The 22,524-nt window shown below is 49.5% G+C and carries 20 protein-coding genes and 2 pseudogenes; 19 read left to right on the top strand and 3 right to left on the bottom strand.

Features of this window, described 5'->3' with window-relative positions:
• Positions 1-15 precede the first annotated feature (15 nt).
• The 7 genes from MJ770_RS11340 (at position 16) to MJ770_RS11310 (ending at position 7,143) form a co-directional block, all read left to right on the top strand.
• A complete protein-coding gene (locus MJ770_RS11340) occupies positions 16-807 on the top strand; it encodes an SDR family NAD(P)-dependent oxidoreductase (RefSeq protein ID WP_239254275.1) in 792 nt (263 codons plus the stop codon).
• 12 nt (positions 808-819) lie between these two features.
• The gene (locus MJ770_RS11335) at positions 820-1,605 is read left to right on the top strand and encodes an enoyl-CoA hydratase/isomerase family protein (protein ID WP_239254274.1); all 786 of its coding nucleotides are present in this window, start codon (positions 820-822) and stop codon (positions 1,603-1,605) included.
• Positions 1,606-1,689: 84 nt separating this feature from the next.
• Positions 1,690-2,754 (top strand): TRAP transporter substrate-binding protein, encoded by a 1,065-nt coding sequence (locus MJ770_RS11330; RefSeq protein ID WP_239254273.1) that lies wholly within the window; start codon positions 1,690-1,692, stop codon positions 2,752-2,754.
• 64 nt (positions 2,755-2,818) lie between these two features.
• Positions 2,819-3,415: a TRAP transporter small permease subunit gene (locus tag MJ770_RS11325; RefSeq protein WP_239254271.1), complete on the top strand. Its 597-nt coding sequence runs from the start codon at positions 2,819-2,821 to the stop codon at positions 3,413-3,415.
• Positions 3,415-4,695, top strand: coding sequence for a TRAP transporter large permease (locus tag MJ770_RS11320; RefSeq protein ID WP_239254269.1), 1,281 nt, complete (start codon positions 3,415-3,417; stop codon positions 4,693-4,695). The genes MJ770_RS11325 and MJ770_RS11320 overlap by 1 nt, the downstream gene beginning before the upstream one ends.
• A gap of 44 nt (positions 4,696-4,739) precedes the next feature.
• Positions 4,740-5,903 carry an acyl-CoA dehydrogenase family protein gene (locus MJ770_RS11315; protein WP_239254267.1) on the top strand — a complete coding sequence of 388 codons (1,164 nt, stop codon included), beginning with the start codon at positions 4,740-4,742 and terminating at the stop codon, positions 5,901-5,903.
• A 22-nt stretch (positions 5,904-5,925) separates the two neighbouring features.
• Entirely contained in the window at positions 5,926-7,143 is a 1,218-nt protein-coding gene (locus MJ770_RS11310) for a CaiB/BaiF CoA transferase family protein (protein ID WP_239254265.1), read from the top strand.
• Between the two features lie 203 nt (positions 7,144-7,346).
• Here the strand turns inward: MJ770_RS11310 and MJ770_RS11305 are convergent, their stop codons facing one another.
• The gene (locus MJ770_RS11305) at positions 7,347-8,495 is read right to left on the bottom strand and encodes an acyl-CoA dehydrogenase family protein (RefSeq protein WP_239254263.1); all 1,149 of its coding nucleotides are present in this window, start codon (positions 8,493-8,495) and stop codon (positions 7,347-7,349) included.
• 301 nt (positions 8,496-8,796) lie between these two features.
• Between MJ770_RS11305 and MJ770_RS11300 the strand changes: the two are divergent.
• Positions 8,797-9,482, top strand: a pseudogene (locus MJ770_RS11300) (IS6 family transposase).
• A gap of 463 nt (positions 9,483-9,945) precedes the next feature.
• Complete coding sequence (locus MJ770_RS11295) at positions 9,946-10,656, top strand: IS6 family transposase (protein WP_239254251.1); 711 nt, start codon at positions 9,946-9,948, stop codon at positions 10,654-10,656.
• 54 nt (positions 10,657-10,710) lie between these two features.
• Here the strand turns inward: MJ770_RS11295 and MJ770_RS11290 are convergent.
• A pseudogene (locus MJ770_RS11290) lies at positions 10,711-10,989 on the bottom strand (IS6 family transposase); the annotation flags it as partial.
• Between the two features lie 289 nt (positions 10,990-11,278).
• Between MJ770_RS11290 and MJ770_RS11285 the strand changes: the two are divergent.
• A complete protein-coding gene (locus tag MJ770_RS11285) occupies positions 11,279-12,268 on the top strand; it encodes an MBL fold metallo-hydrolase (RefSeq protein WP_239254249.1) in 990 nt (329 codons plus the stop codon).
• A 631-nt stretch (positions 12,269-12,899) separates the two neighbouring features.
• On the opposite strand, the gene MJ770_RS11280 is transcribed toward MJ770_RS11285, so the two are convergent.
• On the bottom strand, positions 12,900-13,526 hold the full coding sequence (locus tag MJ770_RS11280) for a TetR/AcrR family transcriptional regulator (protein ID WP_239254239.1): 627 nt from the start codon (positions 13,524-13,526) through the stop codon (positions 12,900-12,902).
• A gap of 192 nt (positions 13,527-13,718) precedes the next feature.
• Here MJ770_RS11280 and MJ770_RS11275 point away from each other — a divergent pair, with 192 nt between their 5' ends.
• The 9 genes from MJ770_RS11275 to MJ770_RS11235 all read left to right on the top strand — a co-directional run bounded on the left by MJ770_RS11275 (position 13,719) and on the right by MJ770_RS11235 (position 22,368).
• Positions 13,719-14,840, top strand: coding sequence for an HlyD family secretion protein (locus tag MJ770_RS11275; RefSeq protein ID WP_239254237.1), 1,122 nt, complete (start codon positions 13,719-13,721; stop codon positions 14,838-14,840).
• A 5-nt stretch (positions 14,841-14,845) separates the two neighbouring features.
• Positions 14,846-16,477 (top strand): DHA2 family efflux MFS transporter permease subunit, encoded by a 1,632-nt coding sequence (locus tag MJ770_RS11270; protein ID WP_239254235.1) that lies wholly within the window; start codon positions 14,846-14,848, stop codon positions 16,475-16,477.
• The gene (locus MJ770_RS11265) at positions 16,474-17,163 is read left to right on the top strand and encodes an RrF2 family transcriptional regulator (RefSeq protein WP_239254232.1); all 690 of its coding nucleotides are present in this window, start codon (positions 16,474-16,476) and stop codon (positions 17,161-17,163) included. Before MJ770_RS11270 ends, MJ770_RS11265 begins: the two co-directional genes overlap by 4 nt.
• The gene (locus tag MJ770_RS11260) at positions 17,160-17,810 is read left to right on the top strand and encodes a response regulator transcription factor (protein WP_239254231.1); all 651 of its coding nucleotides are present in this window, start codon (positions 17,160-17,162) and stop codon (positions 17,808-17,810) included. The genes MJ770_RS11265 and MJ770_RS11260 overlap by 4 nt, the downstream gene beginning before the upstream one ends.
• 82 nt (positions 17,811-17,892) lie before the next feature.
• Positions 17,893-18,288 (top strand): response regulator transcription factor, encoded by a 396-nt coding sequence (locus MJ770_RS11255; RefSeq protein WP_239254230.1) that lies wholly within the window; start codon positions 17,893-17,895, stop codon positions 18,286-18,288.
• A gap of 248 nt (positions 18,289-18,536) precedes the next feature.
• Positions 18,537-20,282, top strand: coding sequence for a PAS domain-containing sensor histidine kinase (locus tag MJ770_RS11250; protein ID WP_239254229.1), 1,746 nt, complete (start codon positions 18,537-18,539; stop codon positions 20,280-20,282).
• A 314-nt stretch (positions 20,283-20,596) separates the two neighbouring features.
• Positions 20,597-21,355 (top strand): SDR family oxidoreductase, encoded by a 759-nt coding sequence (locus MJ770_RS11245; protein WP_239254228.1) that lies wholly within the window; start codon positions 20,597-20,599, stop codon positions 21,353-21,355.
• A 91-nt stretch (positions 21,356-21,446) separates the two neighbouring features.
• On the top strand, positions 21,447-21,866 hold the full coding sequence (locus MJ770_RS11240) for a hypothetical protein (RefSeq protein WP_239254227.1): 420 nt from the start codon (positions 21,447-21,449) through the stop codon (positions 21,864-21,866).
• Positions 21,867-21,924: 58 nt separating this feature from the next.
• Complete coding sequence (locus MJ770_RS11235) at positions 21,925-22,368, top strand: carboxymuconolactone decarboxylase family protein (protein ID WP_239254226.1); 444 nt, start codon at positions 21,925-21,927, stop codon at positions 22,366-22,368.
• The last annotated feature ends 156 nt before the right edge of the window (positions 22,369-22,524 follow it).

Here is a 22,524-nt window from a genome sequence, read left to right as displayed (position 1 = left end):
ACGGACGTATCACAAATGAATCTTGGACTTCACAATTACACAGCATTGGTGACCGGCTCCGGACAGGGTATTGGACAGACAATTGCTCTTCGTCTTGCACAGGAACGAGTCAAAGTTGCCGTGAATGATATTAATGCGGAACGAGCGTCGGAAACGGTAGCCAAGATCAATGACGCGGGAGGTGCCGCCATTGAAGCCGTTTTTGATATTACCGACTATCGTGCGGTGCAGCAGGGACTGCATAAAATAGAATCTGAATATGGCGGTGTGGATATACTCGTCAATAACGCAGCCTTCCTCTTAGGCCATCATGATTTTCTTGAGACCAGCCCGGATGATTGGGATCGGGAAATTAAAGTTTGTTTTTACGGAGCGCTCAACTGTTGCCACGTTGTTGCGAAAGGGATGGTGGAGCGCAAAACGGGCAATATTGTCAGCATTGCATCCGACGCGGGCCGTATTGGTCAAGCGCGCGAAGTCGCTTATGCGGCGTCAAAATCTGCAGTGATTGGGATGACCAAATCTCTCGCACAAGAGCTGGGGCGGTATAACATAAATGTAAATGCGATCTCGCCAGCTGGTACGGACACGCCTTTGCGGCAGAGCGTCGAGCAAAAAGAGTTAGAACGGCTGGGAGAGGAAAAGTATCGCGAACGCGAGCGCAAAATTCTCCGCCTTTACCCGCTTCGCCGTATCGGAAAACCCGAAGATATTGCGAATATGGTTGTATTTCTTGCTTCCGATGCCGCTTGCAACGTCACCGGTCAGGTCATCAGTGTGAATGGCGGTTACGCCATGCCGGGTTAGGAGAGGAATCCAATGTCAACGTCTGATATTTTGTTGAGAGAGCAGCGCGGCGCAGCCGCAATTTTGACACTGAATCGTGTTGAAAAGCACAATTCATTGAGCGGCGAGCTACTCATTGCAATCGCGCAGGCAGTGCGTGCATTGGATGAGGATCCCAGTGTTCGCGGAATCGTTATTGCTGGCCAAGATGATTTTTTTTCAACCGGCGCTGATCTTAACGAAGCACTTGCTGCGACCGAACTTCCGAAGATTATTTCCTTTTTGGACAATTTTCGTAACGCGAATAGTGTGATCGAAAGTAGCCGCAAGCCGGTTATCGCGGCAATTTGTGGCTATTGTCTCACTGGCGGTCTTGAATTGGCATTGGCCTGCGATTTACGCTTTGCAGGAGATAACGCTCAATTCGGGATAACCAGCGCGAAGATCGGCTCTGTCGCCGGTGCTGGCGGCACGCAAAGGCTTGCGCGCCTTATCGGTTCTGATCACACAAAGGATCTTCTGTTCAGTGCACGCTTCATTGACGCGCAGCGAGCGTATGATATCGGCCTTGTGACAACTGTTTTGCCTCGAAATGAAGTGCTAGATGCCGCTATCGAGCGTATCGAGGAATACGCGAAGCAAGCACCATTGAGTGTCTGGCTTAGCAAGATTGCCATCAATATCGGACAGCAGCTTGATCTGGAATCCAGCCTTGTGTTTGAGCAGCTGCTGACGGCTGCTGCCTTCGGCACGCAGGATCGCAAGGAGGGTATGAGTGCTTTTCTCGAGAAGAGAAAGGCAAAATTTACCGGAGCGTGAGATTTAGAATCAATCGCTGCGTAAGACGGACTACATTAGAGAAACGACCAACGCAAAAATAGCAAAAGCAAGCAAGGAGGAATCATGTTGAACAATAGATTAATGGCCAAGATTTTGGCCGCATCAATTGTCGGTGCGTTTATATTTACGGGGGGCGTCGCCTTCGCGCAGGAAAAGTTGCCGCCGCATTCTTTTAAGGTGCTCGGCTCATTTGCCAATCTTTCACCTTTCCTTAAGTACGAGCAGCCGTTTTGGACGGAAGTTATTGCCGAAAAATCAGGCGGCAGCATCACGGCCACTATCCGACCACACACGGAACTGGGTTTGAAAGGGTTCGAAATTCTTCGCCTTTTGAATCTTGGGGTCTTCGACTTCGGGCATGTCGTCATCGGATATATTGCGAGCGATAATCCGGCTTTCGAAGGTCTCGACCTTGCAGGCCTTACTCAAGATTTTAAAACACAGCGCGAGATATCGGAACGTTACAAGCAGATTTTGGAGCCGTTGCTTGAAAAGAAGCATGGTGTGAAATTGCTTGGCTTAAATCCGTATCCGAGCCAGATGGTCTTCTGCCGCTCGGAAGTCAAGAGCCTGGCAGATTTGAAAGGAAAAAAGGTGCGAGTGTACTCGGCGACTTTAGGTGATTTCGTTGAGGGTAGCGGCGCAGTCAGCGCTACGATTGCTTTCCCCGAAGTCATTCCTGCACTTGAGAAAGGCACGATCGATTGTTCGATTGGAGGTGGATCAACCGCCTATGCTGGTAAATGGTACGAAGTCGCCAATTCTATCTATGGCCTTCGCGTCGGCTACGGCATGGCCATGATCTTTGCAAACCTGAACACATGGGATAGCCTCGACGACGGAACCAAGAAGCTGATAACTGAGCAGATGAAGGCATATGAGGACCGCATATGGGACGGAATTGCTCGTGAAGATCAAGAAGGCATAGATTGCAATATAGGCAAAGCATGCTCGCTTGGTAAACCGGCAAACATGAAGCTTTTCGAGCCTTCACCGGAAGATGTTGCTCAGCGGAAGCTTATCTTGAAAAATTCCGTGCTGAAACATTGGGTGGAACGTTGCGGCGAAGCTTGTGCGGATGATTGGAACAAAACAGTCGGCAAGGTTCTAGGTATTACGGCAAATTGATTGTGGCTAGGGTACCGACCATCAGCGTTTTGGACGTTGACGGTCGGGCCTACGGAGAATTTCAATGCTTGTTCAGTTGAGCGCGTTGATCGCGCTAAGTCACCGGGTATCCCGATGGGCGACTTGGATTGGTGGCGGCATGATGTTGTGCTGTGCATTCTTGGTCAGCCTTGACGTCATATCGCGTAAATTTTTTGAATTTTCGATATCGGGGTCTGACGAAATAACCAGTTATGTCTTTGCGATTGGCACTACTTGGGCATTGGCATTTGCGTTGCTCGAGCGCTATCATATCCGTATCGACATCATTTATCTCACTTTACCACGTCGCTGGGCTGCGTTCCTAGATGTATTGTCTCTATTGGCGTTCTTGGCGTTTGCTGGAATTCTGTCCTATCGAGCCACGGTAGTATTTCAAACGAGCGTTCACTTTTGGTCGACAGCCAATACACCGCTTCAGACACCGCTCGCAATTCCTCAAGGCTTGTGGCTTATTGGGATCATAGGTTTTACGTTAATTATCGTCCTGCTGTTGGCTCGCGCTACGATTGCTCTTTTAAAGGGTGATCTGCAGACAATTAATGACTTGGCAGGCATACGAACGCATAGCCATGATATTGAAGTGGAACGAGAGAGAATTTCTGTCGAGGGAGAGGGCTGATGCTGGGTGCCGGTCTTCTCCTTCTTCTTGTCTTAATTGCGCTCAGTATTCCGGTCGCGGCCGTTCTGGGCATTCTCGGTATACTATTTAGTCATTTTTTCTCTCCCATGCCATTGGATCTCGCGATGGGAGAGATGTTCTGGCAATCGAACACAGACTCGCTACTTGTGGCGATCCCAATGTTTATACTGCTTGGCGAAATCATGCTTCGGGCAGGTATTGCGGCGAAGCTATACGGCGCGCTCGCGCAATGGTTGGCCTGGTTGCCCGGCGGCCTCATGCACGCGAACATAGGCGCTTGCATGATGTTTGCGGCGACCTCCGGATCTAGTGTTGCCACGGCGGCGACGGTAGGGACCGTCGCGCTCCCGGAAATTGAGAAACACCGTTACAACGAGACCCTCTATCTCGGAACGCTGGCTGCTGGGGGCACGCTTGGGATTCTCATTCCGCCTTCGATCAACATAATCATATACGGAATGTTGACAGAAACGTCGGTCCCATCGCTTTATTTGGCTGGGTTCATTCCCGGGTTCCTGCTCGCAGTCATATTTTCCGTAATGGTCATCATCTCCTGCTTCATTCGACGGGCTTGGGGGGGGGTACCGGTGCAGACTAGCTGGGAATTGCGCATGCGCACTTTACCAAACCTTTTGCCGCCGCTGTTCATTTTCATTTTGGTAATAGGCTCGATTTACGGTGGGGTGGCGACGCCCACCGAAGCATCCTCCCTGGGGGTCGTCGGTGCAATCATTCTTGCCGCGTTCAACCGATCGTTATCTTGGGAGATGCTTCGTCTCGCGACCGAAGGGACGATGCGCATGACGGCCATATTGTTGTTGATAATTGCCGCCGCGACATTTCTCAATTTTGTGATTTCGGCGATAGGGCTGACTCATCAGCTTACGGTTGTTGTTCAGGATATTGGCTTCGGGAAAGTAGGGACGATGATCGCGATCATTATTTTCTACATCGTCCTTGGGTGTTTCATGGAAACATTTTCAATGATGATCACGACGATCCCACTTATTTTCCCGATAGTCATCACACTGGGCTACGATCCTATTTGGTATGGAATCGTGCTCGTTATTCTAATGGAAATGTCTCTCATCACCCCGCCGTTTGGCTTAAATCTATTTGTTATTCAATCGCTACGGAAAACCGGAAATTTCAGTCAGGTCGTGATCGGGGCGTCGGTATTTGTCGTCACGATGTTATTCTTTATTGCCGCCCTGATGATATTTCCGCAAATCGCACTCTGGTTGCCCGGCGTACATTGACCAACCTTTAACAGCGGTACGACGCGTACCGAAAGGAGGACAGTTTGAACTTCGAACTTTCGGAGGAGCACCAGATGGTGCTCAATTTGGTAAAGCGATTTGTTGACAAGGAATTAATACCTGTCGAAGCCGCAGTTCTACAACGGGAGATGCGAGGAGAGCAACTCCGTCTTTTAGAAGCAGAGGAGGAACCGCTGCTGAAGAAATGCAGAGAATTAGGCCTCTGGGCGCTTGACGCTCCGCCAGAACTCGGCGGCGCAAATTTGCCGAATACATTGTGGGTTAGAATAAACGAAGAACTCGGCAGAACGATCACACCATTCGTATTCCCGCCGGAATCCCCGAATATGCATATGCTGCTGGCGACAGTGAACGAAGAGCAGAGAAGGAAATATCTTGAACCTTATGCAAAGGGTGAACTTAAAGCGGCCATCGTTATTTCTGAACCGGGGGCGGGGGGAGATCCGGCCGGGATGACCACGCGTGCGGAAAAAGATGGCAAAAATTGGGTCTTGAATGGAAGCAAAATCTGGATAAGTCGCGTCGCGACTGCAGATTTTTCGATTGTCATGGCGCGGGTCGGCGCCGGTAAACGACACGAGGGGATTTCCGCATTCATTGTGGACAAGGGCTCGCCTGGTTTTAAAGTTACACGGGAAATCCCGATGCTTGCCGGCCATCGGACTTACGAAGTCATTTTTGAGAATTGCCGAATTCCGGAAAAGCAGCTTCTCGGTGAAATTGGTGCCGGCTTTGCGCCGATGCAGTTGCGGCTGACGGTCAGGCGACTGCAAATGGGAGCCTGGTGCATCGGCATGAGCAGACGCGCGCTCGATATGATGATCGAACAGGCGAAGCAGCGCACGACGTTCGGTACCAAGCTCGCCGACCGGCAGGCCATTCAATGGTGGATTGCTGACGCGGCAACTCGAATTCATGCTTGTCGTTTGATGGTTTACGATGCCGCACGAATGCAGGATGAGGGCCATGATGTGCGTACCCAGGCGTCCATGATCAAGGTGTTCGCCACAGAGATGGCGACGAGCGTGATTGACAATGCCATGCAAACATTCGGTGCTATGGGTGTTACCAAGGAAATGCCTCTCCATCTCTTGGCCCAAAAAGCACGCGTGATGAGAGTTTATGAAGGGCCGAGCGAAATACATAGGATGACGATTGCGCGGAGAATATTGAGCGAAGCGCGTTAAGGTTACAAGGATCAAAAAAGTAATGGAAACGAAACAACAAATTGGTCAAAACTCTCCGTTGGCGGGAGTGAAGGTGCTGGATTTAGGTCAAATTTATCAAGGACCGTACGCCTCATTTTTGTTGGCAAAAGCGGGCGCAAATGTCATCAAGGTAGAGCCACCTAAAGGGGAGCCATCACGTTTGCGTGCGAAAATTGGCCGCGGCGCATCACTACCTATGGTTATGTTAAACACGAACAAGCGAGGGATTACGCTGAATTTAAAGACGGAGAAAGGCCGTGATTTGCTTAAAGAGATAGTCTTAAAAGCCGACGTTCTTGTGGAGAACTACGCGCCAGGCGTGCTCGACCGACTGGGTGTTGGTTGGTCGGTTCTTCATGAGGCAAATCCCCGTCTGATTTATGCATCGGCAACGGGATATGGCCTCTCCGGCCCAGATCGCGATAATCTTGCAATGGATCTGACGGTTCAGGCCGTTTCTGGAATTATGAGTATCACTGGGATGCCCGATGGACCGCCCATGCGTGCAGGCCCCTCAATATGCGACTTTCTCGGTGGCGTCCATCTTTTCGCCGGTATCATGATGGCTCTATATGAAAGATCGACGACTGGTATCGGGCGACTTGTAGAAGTGGCTATGGAGGAAGCAGTCTATCCGACGCTCGCGTCGAATTTGGGACTCCTTTACAGCAGTGGGACTGCCGCCTCGCTCCGTGTCGGGAATAGGCACGGCGGTTTGGCGCTTGCTCCTTACAATGTTTATCGTGCCAAAGACGGCTTTGTGGCAATCATCTGCGTTGTTGAGGATCACTGGGCTAAATTGGTTGCTGCAATGGGGCGAGATGAGCTTCGCGAAGATCCTCGATTTGCTACAAACCAGTTGAGAGTCGCGAATTTGTCCGACACAGACAGAGTCGTCGAAGAGTGGACGTCAAATATGTTGCGGGCGGATATATTCAAACTGACAAGCGCGCATCGTGTTCCATCGGCACCGGTACGCGACCTGGATGAAGTCATGAACGATCCACACATGCATGCGCGTGGTATGCTTGAATGGTTTGACGACCCTGATCTAGGGCGCGTTGTCCTTCCCTCGACTCCAATACGACTTCACGGAACAGACCAAGTTGCGATGGCCGCAAGCCCATTGCTAGGTGAGCACAATGAGGAAGTTTATTCAGAGTGGTTGGGGCTGTCGCCTACTGAAATGGAGAAGCTGCGACAAGATGGTGTAATTTAGTATTTAAGCGAGATGTGTTCTGCCGCCTTATAACTGATCAAAGTTTTTTTATTATTCTACGAATTTCCTTTGAGTATTTTAAGTTTTATCAGCGTCGCACCGAGTTCAAAGAGGATGCGTCCGGCAAGTACAATCGGTCATCCACCACCTGCTTCGATGATCATCAGGTCATCCAGACACTGATTCGTCTGCGCCGATCCAACTTAATTCGGCCATGCTTTAAAAATGGCTCGGCGCTGGATCTCGTTTGTTCCAGCAAATATTTGGAAGACTTTTGCATCACGCATCAGCATTTCGCAGGGATTTCCCTTGATGTAACCGGCGCCGCCAAAGAGTTGAACAGCATCAATTGTAACCGCCATGGCAACGTCACTGGCATAGAGCTTTGCCATTGCCGCGAACCTGCGGGCATTTTTTGAGCTTTGGCCTTCTACTTTGATAATATTCGCGGTTTGGTAGACTAAAGCCCGTGCCGCCTCAATACTGGTGGCCATATCGGCAAGCTTGAACTGCAATGCTTGAAATTCGTTGATCTTTCGACCGAATTGCACCCGTTCTGACGCATATCTATAAGCATGGTCCAGCGCGCCTTGCGCGAGACCTACGCAAGCCGCCGCGAGCGTGACACGACTAACATTCTGGCTTTCCATAGCGAGGGTAAGTCCCTCACCTTCTTCGCCAACTCTGTTTTCGATTGGCACCTCGACGTCAGTCAGAGTAATTTCCGCTAGAGGGCATCCCCGTGTACCCATCTTATCTTCCAACCGGCTAACGCTGAGTCCAGACGTACCAGCGTCCGCAACAAACGCAGTGGTTCCGCGTGCACCCGCATTTCGATCGGTCGCGGCCACAATTACGTAAACAGAGGAAAGTCCACCGTTTGTTATGTAGCATTTCGTCCCATTGATGACGTATCTATCTCCCTTGCGCACGGCCATCGTTTCAAGATTTCCAACATCTGACCCGCCGCGTGGTTCCGTTAAGCAATATGAACCAAGAGTTGGAGAGTCGATCCAACGACGTAGAAATTGTATGTTGACATTCGTAGGACGTGCGGCCAGAAGGTTTATCGCCGCCCAATTGGTAACCGTCATCACAGCAATTGCGGGCGAAACTGCGCCCAATATTTCTGTTACCAGGCAGCACGTGACGGGATCAAAACCAGGTCCGCCATAAGATTTTCCATGGCACATAGTCAGAACACCTAGCTCCTGTAACAAAGGTATTACTGTCGACGGCAGAATATCGGTTTGGTCCATTTCAATTGTTTTGGGTGCAATTTGTTGCTGCACTGCCTTTGTAAGTGTCTCTTTGAAAAATTTCTGTTCTGAGGTGATGCCAAACACGTCCATTTAAAAATAACTCCCTATATCAAGAGAGGTAAATGCCTCTCGCTCAACGCATAATCAACTAATGCGATTATCTTATCGGTCTATATCAAACTACTTTACATCCAGAATTCTCAAATTTTTTATTGTTACTGAGTGCCACAATAAGCTATCGAATAATTACTGTATGCGTAATCAAGTTCTATATTATAGTATTATCTAATCGTGGGTTTGTTGTCAACTCGCTTCCTAACGGCATTGTCATGGCACTGTCAGAGGAAAATCGAGCTTTGACCATATTTTAGTAATTCCATAAAATTCTGGAATGAAAAACAAGAACCCGTTCCGCTATTTTAAGACTTCACCTGAAATCATCCGCCTGGCAGTGATGATGTACGTCAGGTTTCCACTTTCTCTACGAAATGTCGAAGACCTTCTTCATGAGCGCGGCATCGATATCTGTCATGAGACTGTGCGTTATTGGTGGAACCGGTTCGGTCCGTTATTCGCAAGTGAAATCCGAAAGAAACGGATCAATCAAGCTCAAAATTATTCAAACTGGAAATGGCATCTTGATGAGGTCTTTGTGAAAATCAATGGCGAGACACACTATTTGTGGCGTGCTGTTGATCATGAGGGTGAGGTGCTGGAAGCCTTTGTTTCCAAGCGCCGCGACCGCAAGGCTGCAAAGGTTTTCCTTAAGAAGATAATGAAACGCTACGGTCAACCTCAAGTGATTGTAACGGACAGATTGGGTTCTTACCGTGCCGCGATGAAGGCTATCGGAAACGCCGAGGTCCAAGAGAGGTCGGCCGGTGGAAGAACAATCGCTGTGAGAACTCCCACCTCCCGTTCCGGCGACGAGAGCAGGGGACGCTAAAATTCAGGCGCCTGCGATGTTTGCAGAAATTTGTCTCAATCCACTCATCAGTCCATAACCACTTCAACCATGAACGTCACCTAACCAACCGAGAAAAATTCAAGCTTCAACGAAATGCCGCACTGGTCTAGTGGCAGCAACTTAGTGCGGCAAAATAGGGGCACCGTTATGCCCATTTTGCGACATACAGAGACTACGTCGCATTAGTCTGACACCACCGCCACGCTTCTTTCTTCTTAAAATAGTCAATAAAATCAATGTTATAGAAGAGGGTAGAATTTAATTTCCCCACACGCTTTCCCCACACAAATTCCCCATACATTTCCATCGCTCACCTCGCTTTTTATTCATCCTGCGCTATGTAGAGAATTTTTGCGCGAAAATCGGATCAACAAAGCCCAGTTTTGAAGTAGCCTTGACCTGTTTTAATTGCTTCGTCACATGGGAGAAGGAAGATGATAGAAGACCTTCCAACTAGGGAGGATTTTGACGAGATCGGCATGTCATTGTTGAATAATGCGTGGGATAGCGTTGCAGGGCTTTGTCAGAAGAAAACAGCTTGATGTTCATTTGCTCGTCGACTAGCCTCCGAGCATGACGAAAAAGAACCCCTTTCGCTATTTCAAGACATCGCCCGAGATTATCCGCATTGCGGTTATGATGTATGTCCGATTTCCGCTTTCACTTCGCAACGTTGAAGACCTTCTTCATGAACGGGGCATCGATATTTGTCATGAAACGGTCCGCTATTGGTGGAATAGATTTGGCCCCCTGTTTGCGCGCGAGATCCGAAAGAAACGACTTCATCCTTCTTCCCGGAATCACTCCAACTGGCGATGGCATCTGGACGAAGTATTTGTGAAGATCAATGGTGAAACACACTATCTGTGGCGGGCCGTCGATCACGAGGGAGAAGTGCTGGAAACCTTTGTTTCCAGGCGCCGCGATCGCAAGGCAGCTCTGGTATTCCTTAGGAAAATCATGAAGCGGTACGGAAAGCTGCATGTGATTGTAACGGACAGATTACGTTCTTACCGTGCCGCAATGAAGACCATCGGAAACACTGAAGTACAAGAGGTTGGCCATTGGAAGAACAATCGTTGTGAAAATTCCCATCTCCCATTCCGACGAAGAGAGCAAGCGATGCTGAAATTCAGGCGCTTGCAAAGTTTACAGAAATTCGTCTCAATCCATTCATCCGTCCATAACCACTTCAACCATGAACGCCACCTAAACAACAGAGCAACATTCAAGCTTCAAAGAACCACCGCACTTGCCGAGTGGCAGCAGCTTAGTGCTGCATAATAGGGGCACCGTTACCCCAATTTATGCCATACGGAGACGAAGTCGCATTCGTCTGACAGCACCCCAGTGTCGCTTTCCTCGAATGACGATGACCATTTCATCCAGATGCCAGATATCATTGGGAGTAGGGCGGGTAGATCTTAGGTTTCTGGCTACTGGGTCACCAAACTTTAGAAACCATCGCCGAACTGTTTCGTACGAAATATCCAGGCCGCGTTCTGCCAGTAAATCTTCAACATCCCGATAGCTCAATGTAAATGGAGCGTAAATCCAAACGGCATGTTTAATTATGTGAGAAGGGAAGCGATGTCGGGAATAGGAGATCTTTTGCATCGGTGGAGATTAGAGGATCATAAATTTTCTCGCCACTAAGTTAATGTGACAAAACCGGTCGTTTTAGTCTGACAGCATCCGGTTCACCGAATTCAAGCACCTCTTTGCCGGAAACGATCATGCTAAAGCACATGCGCACCTGACGATTGGCTATCGCGACCTATACACGGGATCAGTATCGAACACGGCGTGTTGCGGTGCATCCTTGTTCTCAGGGCGATCCGTCTGTCTCGCGCCGAGAGAGCGGCATGTGCCTGAGATTCTTTACCCAAGTAATAGGAGAACGATTATGTCAAAATCTTTGAATTCCCCCACTAATAAGTATGAAACACAGCAGAAAAGGAACAGCCCGCTGAAGACAAAGATGGGCATTGACAACACTTCATCCCCCCGTAGGAACGGATCCGAGGAGCTGGTACCTTCGCGTTATGCGTTGCGGGTCGGTGAGATTGATGTGCTGGTGGTCAGCGATGGTGTGCTGCCTTTGCCAACCGCTACGATGGCCACCAATGCCGACCCAGCCGTCCGCGCAGCCTGGCTTGAAGGCATGTTCCTCCCACCGGACGCATTCGATTGGGCGCTGAATGTCCTTGTAGTGCGTAGCGGCGACCAGATCATACTCGTTGACGCTGGACTGGGGGGGCAGTTTCCTGGTTTTCCACGGGCAGGGCAATTCCCTAAGCGTCTGGAGGCCGCTGGCATCGATCTCGCGTCCGTGACCGACGTGGTGATTACCCACATGCACATGGACCACGTCGGTGGGCTTCTCGTCGACGAGGTGAAGAACCGGCTGCGTCCAGACTTGCGCATCCATGTGGCAGCCACCGAGGTCGATTTTTGGGCGTCGCCCGACTTTTCGCACACGTCTATGCCGAACCCGGTGCCGGATGTACTTCGGGTGACCGCCCGCCAGTTCTTGGACGAATACCATAGCAATCTGCGGACATTTGACGAGGAGTACGAGGTTGCACCTGGAGTAGTCGTTTGGCGCACTGGTGGCCATACTCCTGGTCACAGTGTGGTCCGCGTGACGTCCGGCGGCGAGCGGCTGACGTTTGCCGGGGACGCCATCTTCCCGGTCGGCTTCGACCATCCTGAATGGCACAATGGTTTTGAACATGATCCTGAAGAGTCGGTTCGCGTTCGGGTTCGTCTTTTGCAGGAAGCGGCGGCGACCGGCGAGTTGCTAGTAGCCACCCACCTGCCGTTCCCCTCCGTCGGACGGGTGGCAGTTGAGGGCGACGCGTTTCGCTGGGTAGCGGCTTTCTGGGATTACTGATCATGCTTGTTGGGCAAGAAACCCGACGTCCAGGCTTCTACAGTCCGCTTGCATGGGCTGTAGAGGCCTGAGGAGAGAATTACCGGAAGTAAATTGCTTGATAGTTATTTGTTCGTCGATATGCGTTCGTGCATGACAAAAAGGAACCTGCTTTGCCATTTTAAACGCTCTCCTGAATTCATACATATGGCTGTAATAATGTATTGCCGAAAAAAGCCATGAAACGAAATGGGAATCCAGCTGACATTGTTTCTGACAAATTTAAATCTTGTCGTACTGCCATTTAGGATTTCGGCAAACTCAAAACGAAGAGAAGGGAATGTGGGTCAACAATCGTGGTGAGAATTCTCATCAACCTTACCGACGGCAAGACCGCGCAATAATCAAATTCAAGAGCGCAAAAACATTAGAAAAATTTGCGGCGGCCCACTTCTCCGTTTTAACCATTTCAATCACGCGAGCCGCTTAACCAAACGAGATATTTTCAAATAACAACGTAATGTCACTCTTGCCGAACGGTGCGAATTTCGTTCTGCCTAGATTTCGTCAGGCTGAGACGAATTCGCATTTTTCTGACAGCAGCAAAAGTTGAACCCCAGAAATGAATCACAGCATATCATTTAATATTGCGCTAAAGCTTAGGATTCACACCATCGAGAAATGTCCTCACCGTCTGCGCGACAGCGGCTTCTACCATCTGCTTTGAGGGCCTTTTTGCAGTGAGGACGGCCGCAAGGTGAATATCGCCGCGGACGGCTCCAAGAAAATGCTCCGCGGCGATTTGAGGGTCGGACACTTCAATTAGGCCTTGCGCATTTTGATCACGGAAAAAGGCCGCCAGATGATGGCTTGAACGACTGGGCCCGTTCTCGAAAAAAGTATGAGCGAGCTCGGGAAAGTGCGGCGCTTCCGATACCATGGCGCGGTAAAGGGAAATTCCAACCGGGGACAGCAGGACCCCGAGGTAATCGTTGCCCATTTTTACTAGTGTCGTGCGCAAGTCAGCGTCGCCAAGTGGCGGCCTCAAAGCGGTAAGCACCTGATCTGACACCTGGGTGACAATTGCCTCGAAAAGTGCTTCCTTACTGGGAAAGTAGTTATATAGCGTGCGCTTTGAACCGCCGAGTTCAGAGTGAACCTTATCCATGCTGGCACGGCCATACCCTTCTCTAAAAAAGATCTTGGTTGCGATTGAAAGGATCTGCTTTCGCTTGTCTGATTGTTGAGAACGGGTTTGTTCCTGAATAGTCGGTTTCAATCAATTACTCCTTAAAATTTAGCCTGATCACTTGACATGTACGGTACCGTACCGTATATGTCAAGGGTACGACGTCGTATCGTTTGTCAGTTGGTGGATGATAGTGACTGGTGGCCTTCCAGGTAAATCGCTGGAACTAATTAAAGCCTTGCACGGCGTGTTTCGCCCTGCGAATTACTATAGTGGCAAATCATGGTTAAGCTAAATCTGAAAATAATGATAATCGTATGTGTCGCTTTGCCGGTTTGCGCCGTCGGGGTTTACAATGGATTTGAGTATTGGGTTTCCGGACGTTACATCGTACGCACTGACAACGCCTATGTAAGAAGCGATATTGTCGCTATCGCGTCAAAAGTTTCAGGCTATATCGTCGAAGTTGCCGTTGCCGACAACCAGTACGTTGAGGCAGGTGATCCCCTATTTCGTATTGACCCAGAAGACTACGAGGCACGCCATGCGCAAAGTCTGGCGGCACTCGACGAAGCCCGTGCGGCCCGTGCGAGACTTATTGAGGAACGTACACTGCAAGGCGCGCTCATAAATGAAGCGCGTGCAGGTATTGATGCTGCCCAAGCGGAAGCTGAACTTGCGACCAGTGATCGCAAACGTTCCGACAAGCTGGTAAAGGAAGGCTGGAGCACGCGGCAACGACACGAATTCGCAATCGCGAACGAGACACACTCCCGCGCTGGCGTTGAGCAGGCCAAAGCAGGCTTGGCGGCACAACAGGAGCGCCTTAGTGTCCTGACCGCCGAAGCCAAGCGGCTCGACGCGGTGGTCGATCAGGCTTCGGCCAAACTTCGCCTTGCTGATATAGCGTTGAATGATACAGTTGTGCTTGCACCTGTTTCCGGTGTCATCGGCAACAGGCATTTGGAGGCCGGGCAATACGCCCGCCCGGGCGTACCGATGGTATCTATCGTGCCGCTACACAACGTATGGATCGAAGCTAACTTCAAAGAAGATCAGCTTGTACGTATGGCGCCGGGTCAGCCTGTAACCGTGTATGTCGATGCTTTTGGGCGTTCGAAGTTTACCGGTCATATTGATAGCCTTGCGCCAGCTAGCGGCGCCGAATTTAGCTTGTTGCCACCCGACAACGCGACTGGGAATTTCATTCGTATCGTGCAGCGTATTCCGGTCAAGATCCTCCTGAACGCCAATTTTCAGGAGCGTCTTCTCCCAGGCATGTCGGCGGAGGTGCAGGTGGACACTCGCGGCGCGGCTAAGCGGCAGACGACTTCTGTTCTCGATATTGGCACGCGAGAGAAATCAGGCTTCCGGAATATACAGAAAGCAGAGCTGACGAGGTGAAAGAATTGGAACGCGGTCCATTCGATTCCGGCGAAGTTTCCGAAGCCAATGAGCTGCCTTCATCCGGTGCATTAACAAAGAACAGGTCCGTGAACGCGGCGCACTGGATTATAGCGATAGGATTGACTCTCGCTGCGGTTACGGATGCATTCAACGGTGCAATATTTACTATTGCACGGCCGCATTTAATGGGGGACTTCCGGGTGACCCCTGACGAGGTGACTTGGGTAAATCTCGCCTATCTGGTATCTAAAACGGTTTGCTTGCCTGTGGCTGCCTGGTTCGTAGATCGCTTTGGTGAAACTCGATCGCTTTTTTGGTCAATCTTTATAGTCACCGTGACGTCTGTAGCTTGTTTACTGGCAGTTCACTTGCTACCCTTTGTCGCCGCCCGAATTTTTCAGGGGGGCGCGGGGGCGGTGTTGCTTGTCGCAGCCCAGACAATTCTCTTCCGGCTTTTCCCAATAAACAAGCAAGGTCTTGTACAAGCAGTATACGCCTTCGGTGTTGTCGTAGCGCCAACAGCACTAGCACCTGCTGTTATGGGTTGGTTGACAGATGAATTTTCCTGGGTCTGGGGATTCGGGGTGAATCTAGTTCTGGTGCTGCTGGCGATTTCTTGTCTCGGGCCTTATCGTCGTCACCTGCCGAACAGTTTGCGAGTTCGTCGCCCATTCGACTGGATCGGATTCCACTTCTTCCTTCTCTCCATGACCGCCCTGATTTATGTGCTTCTGGAAGGCTCTCGCTGGAACTGGTTCGACGACGACCATATTACATTCTGGAGCCTCGTTAGTGTCGGGGCATTGATTGCCTTTATCGTGTGGCGGTTCTTCAATCCCACTCGTTCCGAACTGTATGATCGGGCAGTATTTGCAAACACGCAATTCGCCTTTGGATTCCTGGTCAGTTTTGTTGCCGGCTTTGTGCTTTTTGGCAGCGCATTCCTCATTCCAGTCTTCGCACTTAACGTCTTGCAGTTGCCGTCAAAGGAAGCGGGAATGCTGATGCTTCCGTCATGCATGACAATCGGAGCAGCATTATTATTCGCTGGCGCACTTATGTCGCGCAAGAATATAAGCCCCTTAACTTTCGTTCCCTTTGGCGTCTCTCTTGTCATGATGGCGATGTGGATGTTGTCATGGTCCAGTTCGGCAAGTGGTGCTAACGACCTGTGGCCGAGCCTGCTTTTACGAGGTCTCGGACTTGGCTTCCTTTTTATCTCCATCACAATAGTCGCCTTGAACGGACTCATTCCCGAACAAGTCGCGTCTGGTGTGGGACTATTTAATTTCGGACGACAGATGGGTGGTATCCTCGGAGTATCTTTCCTGACCACATACCTGAACCACCAGACCGCACTCAACAGGCTTGTGCTGATCGAAAATATCAATTCTGCAAGCTTATCCTTCCAGCAGTATCAGGAGTTGCTGGCCACGGCATTGACGAGCCGCGGGTTGGATCCCGAAGCTGGCAGCACCGCGGGTTCGTTGCTAATGCAAAACAGTATTATAACTCAAGTGGCCACTCTGTCGTTTAACGAAGCTTTCTTTTCGCTTGTACTGTTGTTCCTGGTGGCCGTTCCGTTAGTCCTTGCATTCAAGTTAACGCAAAAGCTTGTCGGAAATCGCCGATGAAACCACAAGTCGCCTATTATAAGAAACATTTTTCCCAGGTTATTTGCGGTCAGCTTTTCTTAAATGCGGAGTTTAATAGTCCTCGTTTTATCTTGAAAAAAATAACAAGGAGTGATATAGTCCGTGTTATGGCACATATAACAGTTAAAGTAGAATATGGTCTTCATTGCTTGCTGTGGCTCATCGAAGCAGATGCTGTTCCGCTCAGCAGTCGGGACCTCGCGGAACTGCAGGGTATTTCGCCTAGTTTTCTCGTCAAAATATTCGCAAAGCTTGAGAAAGCAGGCATTGTTAATGCGACAGAGGGCGTACGCGGAGGATATGTTCTTGCCCGGAAACCGGAAAGTATCAGCTTCCTTCAAATAGTGGATGCTATTGAAGGCAGGAAACCGTTGTTTGATTGTCAGGACATTCGGGGTCGTTGTGCTGTCTTTGGAGATCAGCCACCAACTTGGGCCACATCTGGCCTTTGTTCGATCCACAAGATAATGCTGCAAGCGGAAAAGGCGATGCGTAAAACGCTGGCAGAGCAATCTCTTGCTGACCTGGCAGTGATGGTAGATCACAAAGCGCCGTCGGATTTTTCAGCGAGTGTCAAAGACTGGATCGATGATCGGGTCAAGTCTCGTATCCGAAAGCCGAAGGTTTCAAGTCTGACTTCATCAGTTCGAAAGGCTATGTCATGAATATGCTCGACACTTCGATCGAACGCCCCCTGGTTGTCATAGTGGATGATGACGACGACGTTCGAAATGCGCTTCGGGAACTATTTCTGTCCGTTGATCTGGATGCCACCTGTTTTACTTCGACGCAGGAACTGCTCGAAACAGAATTGCCTGAAAGGGTAGGCTGTATGGTAGTTGACATCCGCATGCCGGGATCGAGCGGTCTGGATCTTCAGAATCACCTGATGTTGAGAGGTGATACAAGACCAATCGTGTTTCTTACCGGCCACGGTGATATTCCGATGACAGTCCAGGCAATGAAAGCGGGAGCAATTGATTTTCTCACCAAGCCTGTCCGGGATCAAGCGCTGCTGGATGCAGTGACTCTTGGTATTGAGAGAGATGCAGCACAGAGAAATTCCTCCCAAATTACCAAAGAATATGCTGAGCGATTAGGGACACTGACACCGCGCGAACGTCAGGTACTCAAAGAAGTGGCGAATGGCCGTATAAACAAGCAAATAGCGTTCGACCTTGGGATAAGTGAAGTAACTGTAAAACTTCATCGGAGCAATGTGATGAGAAAAATGCAGTTTGCGTCCCTCGGTGAACTTATTCGCGCTTGGGAAGCATTGCCCATCAATCTACGCGTACAAGGGCGAACCTAGACAATGGTATGGTTACATTCATCGATCAAACCTGCGCAGTATAGGAGAGATCAACCCGGCCGTTTTAGTGAGGACCGTACATTTGTCCAAAGTACCTGTTATCGCCATTGTAGACGACGACGAAGCCATGCGAGAGGCACTTTCAAACCTCCTTCAAGTAATGGGGTATTCAACGGCTACGTTCGAGAATGCGGAAAATTTCTTGGCAGAAAATCCGATTAACGCTTTCGATTGCCTGATTACCGATGTGAAAATGCCAGGAATGGGAGGACTGGAACTTCAGAAGATATTGCACGAGATGGGGTCTTCGATGCCGGTAATTATTATTACCTCTCACACCGATCCCACGACATTGCAACGTGCGCTGGAAGAGGGCGCATATGCCTATATTTCGAAGCCTTTTGCGGATGAGGAACTATTGCAACATCTCCGACTATTGCTTGACTTCGAGCCTTCACGAGACGGGAATGTAAAATAGAAGGGCGGTGAAAGTTGATTAAGAAAAAGTCATTATTCGTTGCCTCGAATATGCAGCTGAATTCGCGGTCCGAGTCAGGATTGATAGACTAGATCAAAGAATGCGGGAATGCTTTCGGTTCGATAGCCTCGCACACAATTGGGATATTTTATCTGTGTTTTGTGAATTGCCGGTTTTCGTCGTTGCTTACACGAACACGGAGTAATCAAGCATACTTCTACCAGGGGATTTTGAGGAGGGCGAGGATTATGTATAAGGCCCCTTATATAACTGGAAACACGGAAGCCGATTTCGCAGGAAATCAATACGATCCGACTGATTTTTTCGAAGCAGAACAACATATGCAAGCAACGGCTCGTTTCGAAATAGACGCAACGGCTGTTAGCACCATCTTGAGGGGGTTTAATTCGCTCGATAAGAATAACAATGCTGCTGATTTGAAGCTTAGGTCTGACTGGAGGGACGCGGTTCTAGCCGATGTCCTCATTGTCGACGTCAATGAATATGCTGTTCGTCTTGTCGGAGCGCATGCCGGTCGCGAATGTATGATCGGTTGTCCGGTTTCGGACTTTTGGCCACCTGAAAGCAGACCTGTCCTCGCGGAGCTCATATACATTGCGATGACAGATACCAAACAGTGTGACAGGCGATCACGTGAGATATCGTCGTATGGATTACTCTGCAACCCGGTTGTTACTGTTCAGCGATCGGAAGAAACCAAGTATCCTGAAATCTTGTTTCTGACAATAAGTGGTAGCGTGGAAAGTGAATATTTCTACTCTAATCTGAAGGCTAGTGAAGAGCACTATCGCAAGCTATTCCATTATATACCGACAGCTTTATTACGGATTGACTCAAATGGAATCGTAGAACAATACGATCAGCTGAAATCAGAGGGTGTTAGTGATCTGGAAATTTACTTAAATGACCATCCTGAACTAATTGATATTGCGAATAAAACTGTTCGCATTGCTGAGGCAAACAGTAGCGCGGTCTCTCTTCTCGGCGGTAGTGTTCCTGCCGATTGCATTGGGCCCGTGGGATATCTATTCACTGAGTCACCAGATACAGCTCGACGGATCATGATTGCGCGCTTCAATGGAACGCGAGACTACGCTGAAATAGCGAAGGTGCGCACGCTTGACGGGCGTATTTTGGACGTTCTGCTTTCTTTGACATTTCCTACTTTTTTGGAGGAACGGGATATACTCTTTATCAGTCTTGAGGACGTGACTGAACGGCTCCAGACAGAGGCTCAACTTCGGCAGGTCCAGGCAGATTTCACACATGCCGCACGGATATCAACACTTGGGGAGATGGCGACCTCGATCGCGCACGAAATAAACCAGCCACTTGCTGCCATTGTCACCAATGCAGAGACGAGCATACGCTGGCTCGCTCGCGATACCCCCAACCTCTCCAAGGTCGAGCAACTTATTACCCGTATCGCAGCAAGCGCTAGACGCGCTAGCGACATTGTTCAGCGAATACGAATTATGGCGGCGAAGCGCTCGCCGGAACGAGCTTTGCTGAATCTAAACGACGTTGTTAATGACGCACTATTGTTTGTCCATCATGAAATTGATTTCGGATCGATTGACCTTTCAGTGCAACTTTTTCCTTCGCTTCCACGCGTAAATGGCGATCGGGTCTTGCTTCAGCAAGTAATTGTCAACTTGCTCATAAACAGTATCCATGCCGTCGAGCGTAGCAATGGAAATTCGCGAAGAATTGTGCTTAGAACAGATATTGAGGATGAAACCTCGATCATGATGTCAATTCACGACAGCGGGCAAGGTATTGCGGAAGATGATCTTGATCATATTTTCGATGCCTTTTTCACCACCAAGGAAGATGGTATCGGCATTGGACTTGCTATTTGCCAATCGATCGTAAAGGAGCATGGCGGACAAATGTCAGCGTCGAACCACCCTTCTGGAGGGGCTCATTTTCGTTGTTTGTTTCCGGTAGAACCCCTTCAGCCAGACGGCTAATTAGTCGTGGGCTCTAGTGGAGGGGGCTATTCTTGGGTTGTCGCAAAGTGGTGCATATATCCGAAAGCGGGAATATTGTCCAAGTTGGGCATTATTGCAAACATGCAGAAACGGACTAGATAGCAAACCCCAAACCTATTCCAAAATATAGGTTTGTCTAATCATTCGCCAATAGAACTATTACCTCTGCATGATGGCGAAAGTACATCAATCCGATGATAATTTTACCTGTCTTAATGCGAAAACGTACAAACGCTTGATGGAATACATTGAGCAACACAAAGCGTAATCGCCGAATAAACAGAGGTGAAATCATGAAGATTGTTGTTATCGGGGGCACGGGTCTTATAGGAGCCAAGGCTGTCAAGAAGTTAAAGCAGCTTGGCCATGAAACCATTGCGGCAGCGCCAAGCACCGGCGTCAATACGATTACCGGAGAAGGCTTGACGGAAGCGCTAACAGGTACAGACGTTGTCGTGGATATTGCCAACTCGCCCTCATTCGACGATCAAGCTGCAATGGACTTTTTCCAAACCGCTGGCCGAAAATTGATCACAGCCGAAGTGGCAGCGGGCGTCAAGCATCACGTCGCTCTTTCTGTAGTGGGTACTGAACGGCTTCAGGACAGCGGATATTTCCGCGCTAAACTCGCTCAGGAAATCTTGATCAAGAAGTCACCCATCCCGTTTACCTTGATCCGCGCCACCCAATTCTTCGAGTTCGTACGCGCAATCGCCCAGTTTTCGACCACGGGTGATACAGTGAATCTACCGCCAGTGCTCTTTCAGCCGATTGCGGCGGAGGATGTAGCGATTGCGATCGCGCATGCAGCGCTTGCCGAGCCGCTGAACGATACGTTGGAGATTGCTGGCCCAGATACATTCATGCTGGACGAACCAATCCGCAAGGTTCTCAAATATGACAACGCCATACAAAAAGTAAACATTGACCCGAAGGCACCCTATTTCGGCGTCAAAGCAAAAAGAGAAACACTGGTTCCCGATATTGGTGCGCATCTCGGATCAATCACATTCGACGAGTGGCTCAATCAAACTCCGTCGCCGTCTTCTTGATAGTCACTATAAAGGCGACAAAATTCCAAACAGAACCAGAGTAAATTCGGGTCTCCAAAGGACCTCTCTATCTTACCAAGGAGTTAGAATAATGCTTAAGCTGCTTTGTATCGGAACGGCAATAGCACTTGGATTGGTGCTTGAGGCGAACGGTCTCTTCATGCTTATCTCGCCTGAAAACTGGTATTTTTCTGTGCCTGGTGTGACGACAACCGGTCCTTTCAACCAGCACTTTCTCCGCGACATCGGATTGATTTTCATTTTAATCGGTGCCGCGTTCCTCGTCGGAGCTGCACAGCGAAAGTACCGGCTACTTCTTTGGTCCGCCCCGACAATCTGGCTATCTGGTCACGCCCTTTTTCATTTCTGGGAGGTAGCAGTCGGTATTTGCGGTCCTTCAGCCCTTGCGCGCGATTTCTCTGCGGTCACACTTCCTGCCCTAATCGGTATCGCATTGACTGCATGGGCCATTGGCGAGGCTAAGAATGCAGATCGTAAGCAGTTTGAGTGACTATTTCATCAATTTCCTATCGTTCTGCTCATTCAAATTAAAACCAAGGAGAAGAATAATGTCTTCACGTATGAATATATTCCAACAGGCCCCAGAAGTTGTTAAGGCCATGATGGGCGTTGAAACCAGCCTTAAGAAAGGGGGGCTAGAATCGGAGCTCGTAGAACTAGTGAAAGTTCGCGCATCGCAGATAAACGGCTGTGCTTTTTGCATCCATATGCATGTTACAGATGCATTGAAGGCCGGTGAGAGCGATATGCGTCTTTTACTACTCAACGGATGGCGAGAATCATCTTTTTTTAGTGACCGCGAACGTGCGGCTCTCGCCTGGACAGAGACACTTACCACAGTTTCCGAAACAGGGGCGCCTGACGAAGATTACAAGCTTCTTGAAAGCCTATTTAGCGAAAAAGAGATTGCTTATCTCACGCTATTAGTCGGCACAATCAATCTTTGGAACCGTGTGCAGATTGGTACTAGGGCCATTCATCCAGCTCAATAGTTCTCCTCTACTCGAAGGGAGTCGATTGTTGTGACGTGCGGCGCTTGTGCTGACATGCTTCGGCGTCCTGGCCTCAATCGAGGCAATACATCATATATGAATAGCGGTGCCGCCAAATATCCTTTCGCGCATAGCTTTATTATTTTTTTAACCTGA

Origin of the sequence: Candidatus Nitrotoga sp. M5, assembly GCF_927904885.1 — a bacterium.
Lineage (GTDB): Bacteria > Pseudomonadota > Gammaproteobacteria > Burkholderiales > Gallionellaceae > Nitrotoga.
Note: the sequence above shows the minus strand (reverse complement) of the source record. Positions and strands in the feature narration are given on the sequence as shown.

What these genes read in the sequence shown, in the direction of transcription:
- MJ770_RS11340 (WP_239254275.1), top strand. Translation starts at nt 16, where the DNA reads ATGAATCTTGGACTTCACAATTACACAGCATTGGTGACCGGCTCCGGA.
- MJ770_RS11335 (WP_239254274.1), top strand. Translation starts at nt 820, where the DNA reads ATGTCAACGTCTGATATTTTGTTGAGAGAGCAGCGCGGCGCAGCCGCA.
- MJ770_RS11330 (WP_239254273.1), top strand. Translation starts at nt 1,690, where the DNA reads ATGTTGAACAATAGATTAATGGCCAAGATTTTGGCCGCATCAATTGTC.
- MJ770_RS11325 (WP_239254271.1), top strand. Translation starts at nt 2,819, where the DNA reads ATGCTTGTTCAGTTGAGCGCGTTGATCGCGCTAAGTCACCGGGTATCC.
- MJ770_RS11320 (WP_239254269.1), top strand. Translation starts at nt 3,415, where the DNA reads ATGCTGGGTGCCGGTCTTCTCCTTCTTCTTGTCTTAATTGCGCTCAGT.
- MJ770_RS11310 (WP_239254265.1), top strand. Translation starts at nt 5,926, where the DNA reads ATGGAAACGAAACAACAAATTGGTCAAAACTCTCCGTTGGCGGGAGTG.
- MJ770_RS11305 (WP_239254263.1), bottom strand. Translation starts at nt 8,495, where the DNA reads ATGGACGTGTTTGGCATCACCTCAGAACAGAAATTTTTCAAAGAGACA.
- MJ770_RS11295 (WP_239254251.1), top strand. Translation starts at nt 9,946, where the DNA reads ATGACGAAAAAGAACCCCTTTCGCTATTTCAAGACATCGCCCGAGATT.
- MJ770_RS11285 (WP_239254249.1), top strand. Translation starts at nt 11,279, where the DNA reads ATGTCAAAATCTTTGAATTCCCCCACTAATAAGTATGAAACACAGCAG.
- MJ770_RS11275 (WP_239254237.1), top strand. Translation starts at nt 13,719, where the DNA reads ATGGTTAAGCTAAATCTGAAAATAATGATAATCGTATGTGTCGCTTTG.
- MJ770_RS11265 (WP_239254232.1), top strand. Translation starts at nt 16,474, where the DNA reads ATGAAACCACAAGTCGCCTATTATAAGAAACATTTTTCCCAGGTTATT.
- MJ770_RS11260 (WP_239254231.1), top strand. Translation starts at nt 17,160, where the DNA reads ATGAATATGCTCGACACTTCGATCGAACGCCCCCTGGTTGTCATAGTG.
- MJ770_RS11250 (WP_239254229.1), top strand. Translation starts at nt 18,537, where the DNA reads ATGTATAAGGCCCCTTATATAACTGGAAACACGGAAGCCGATTTCGCA.
- MJ770_RS11245 (WP_239254228.1), top strand. Translation starts at nt 20,597, where the DNA reads ATGAAGATTGTTGTTATCGGGGGCACGGGTCTTATAGGAGCCAAGGCT.
- MJ770_RS11240 (WP_239254227.1), top strand. Translation starts at nt 21,447, where the DNA reads ATGCTTAAGCTGCTTTGTATCGGAACGGCAATAGCACTTGGATTGGTG.
- MJ770_RS11235 (WP_239254226.1), top strand. Translation starts at nt 21,925, where the DNA reads ATGTCTTCACGTATGAATATATTCCAACAGGCCCCAGAAGTTGTTAAG.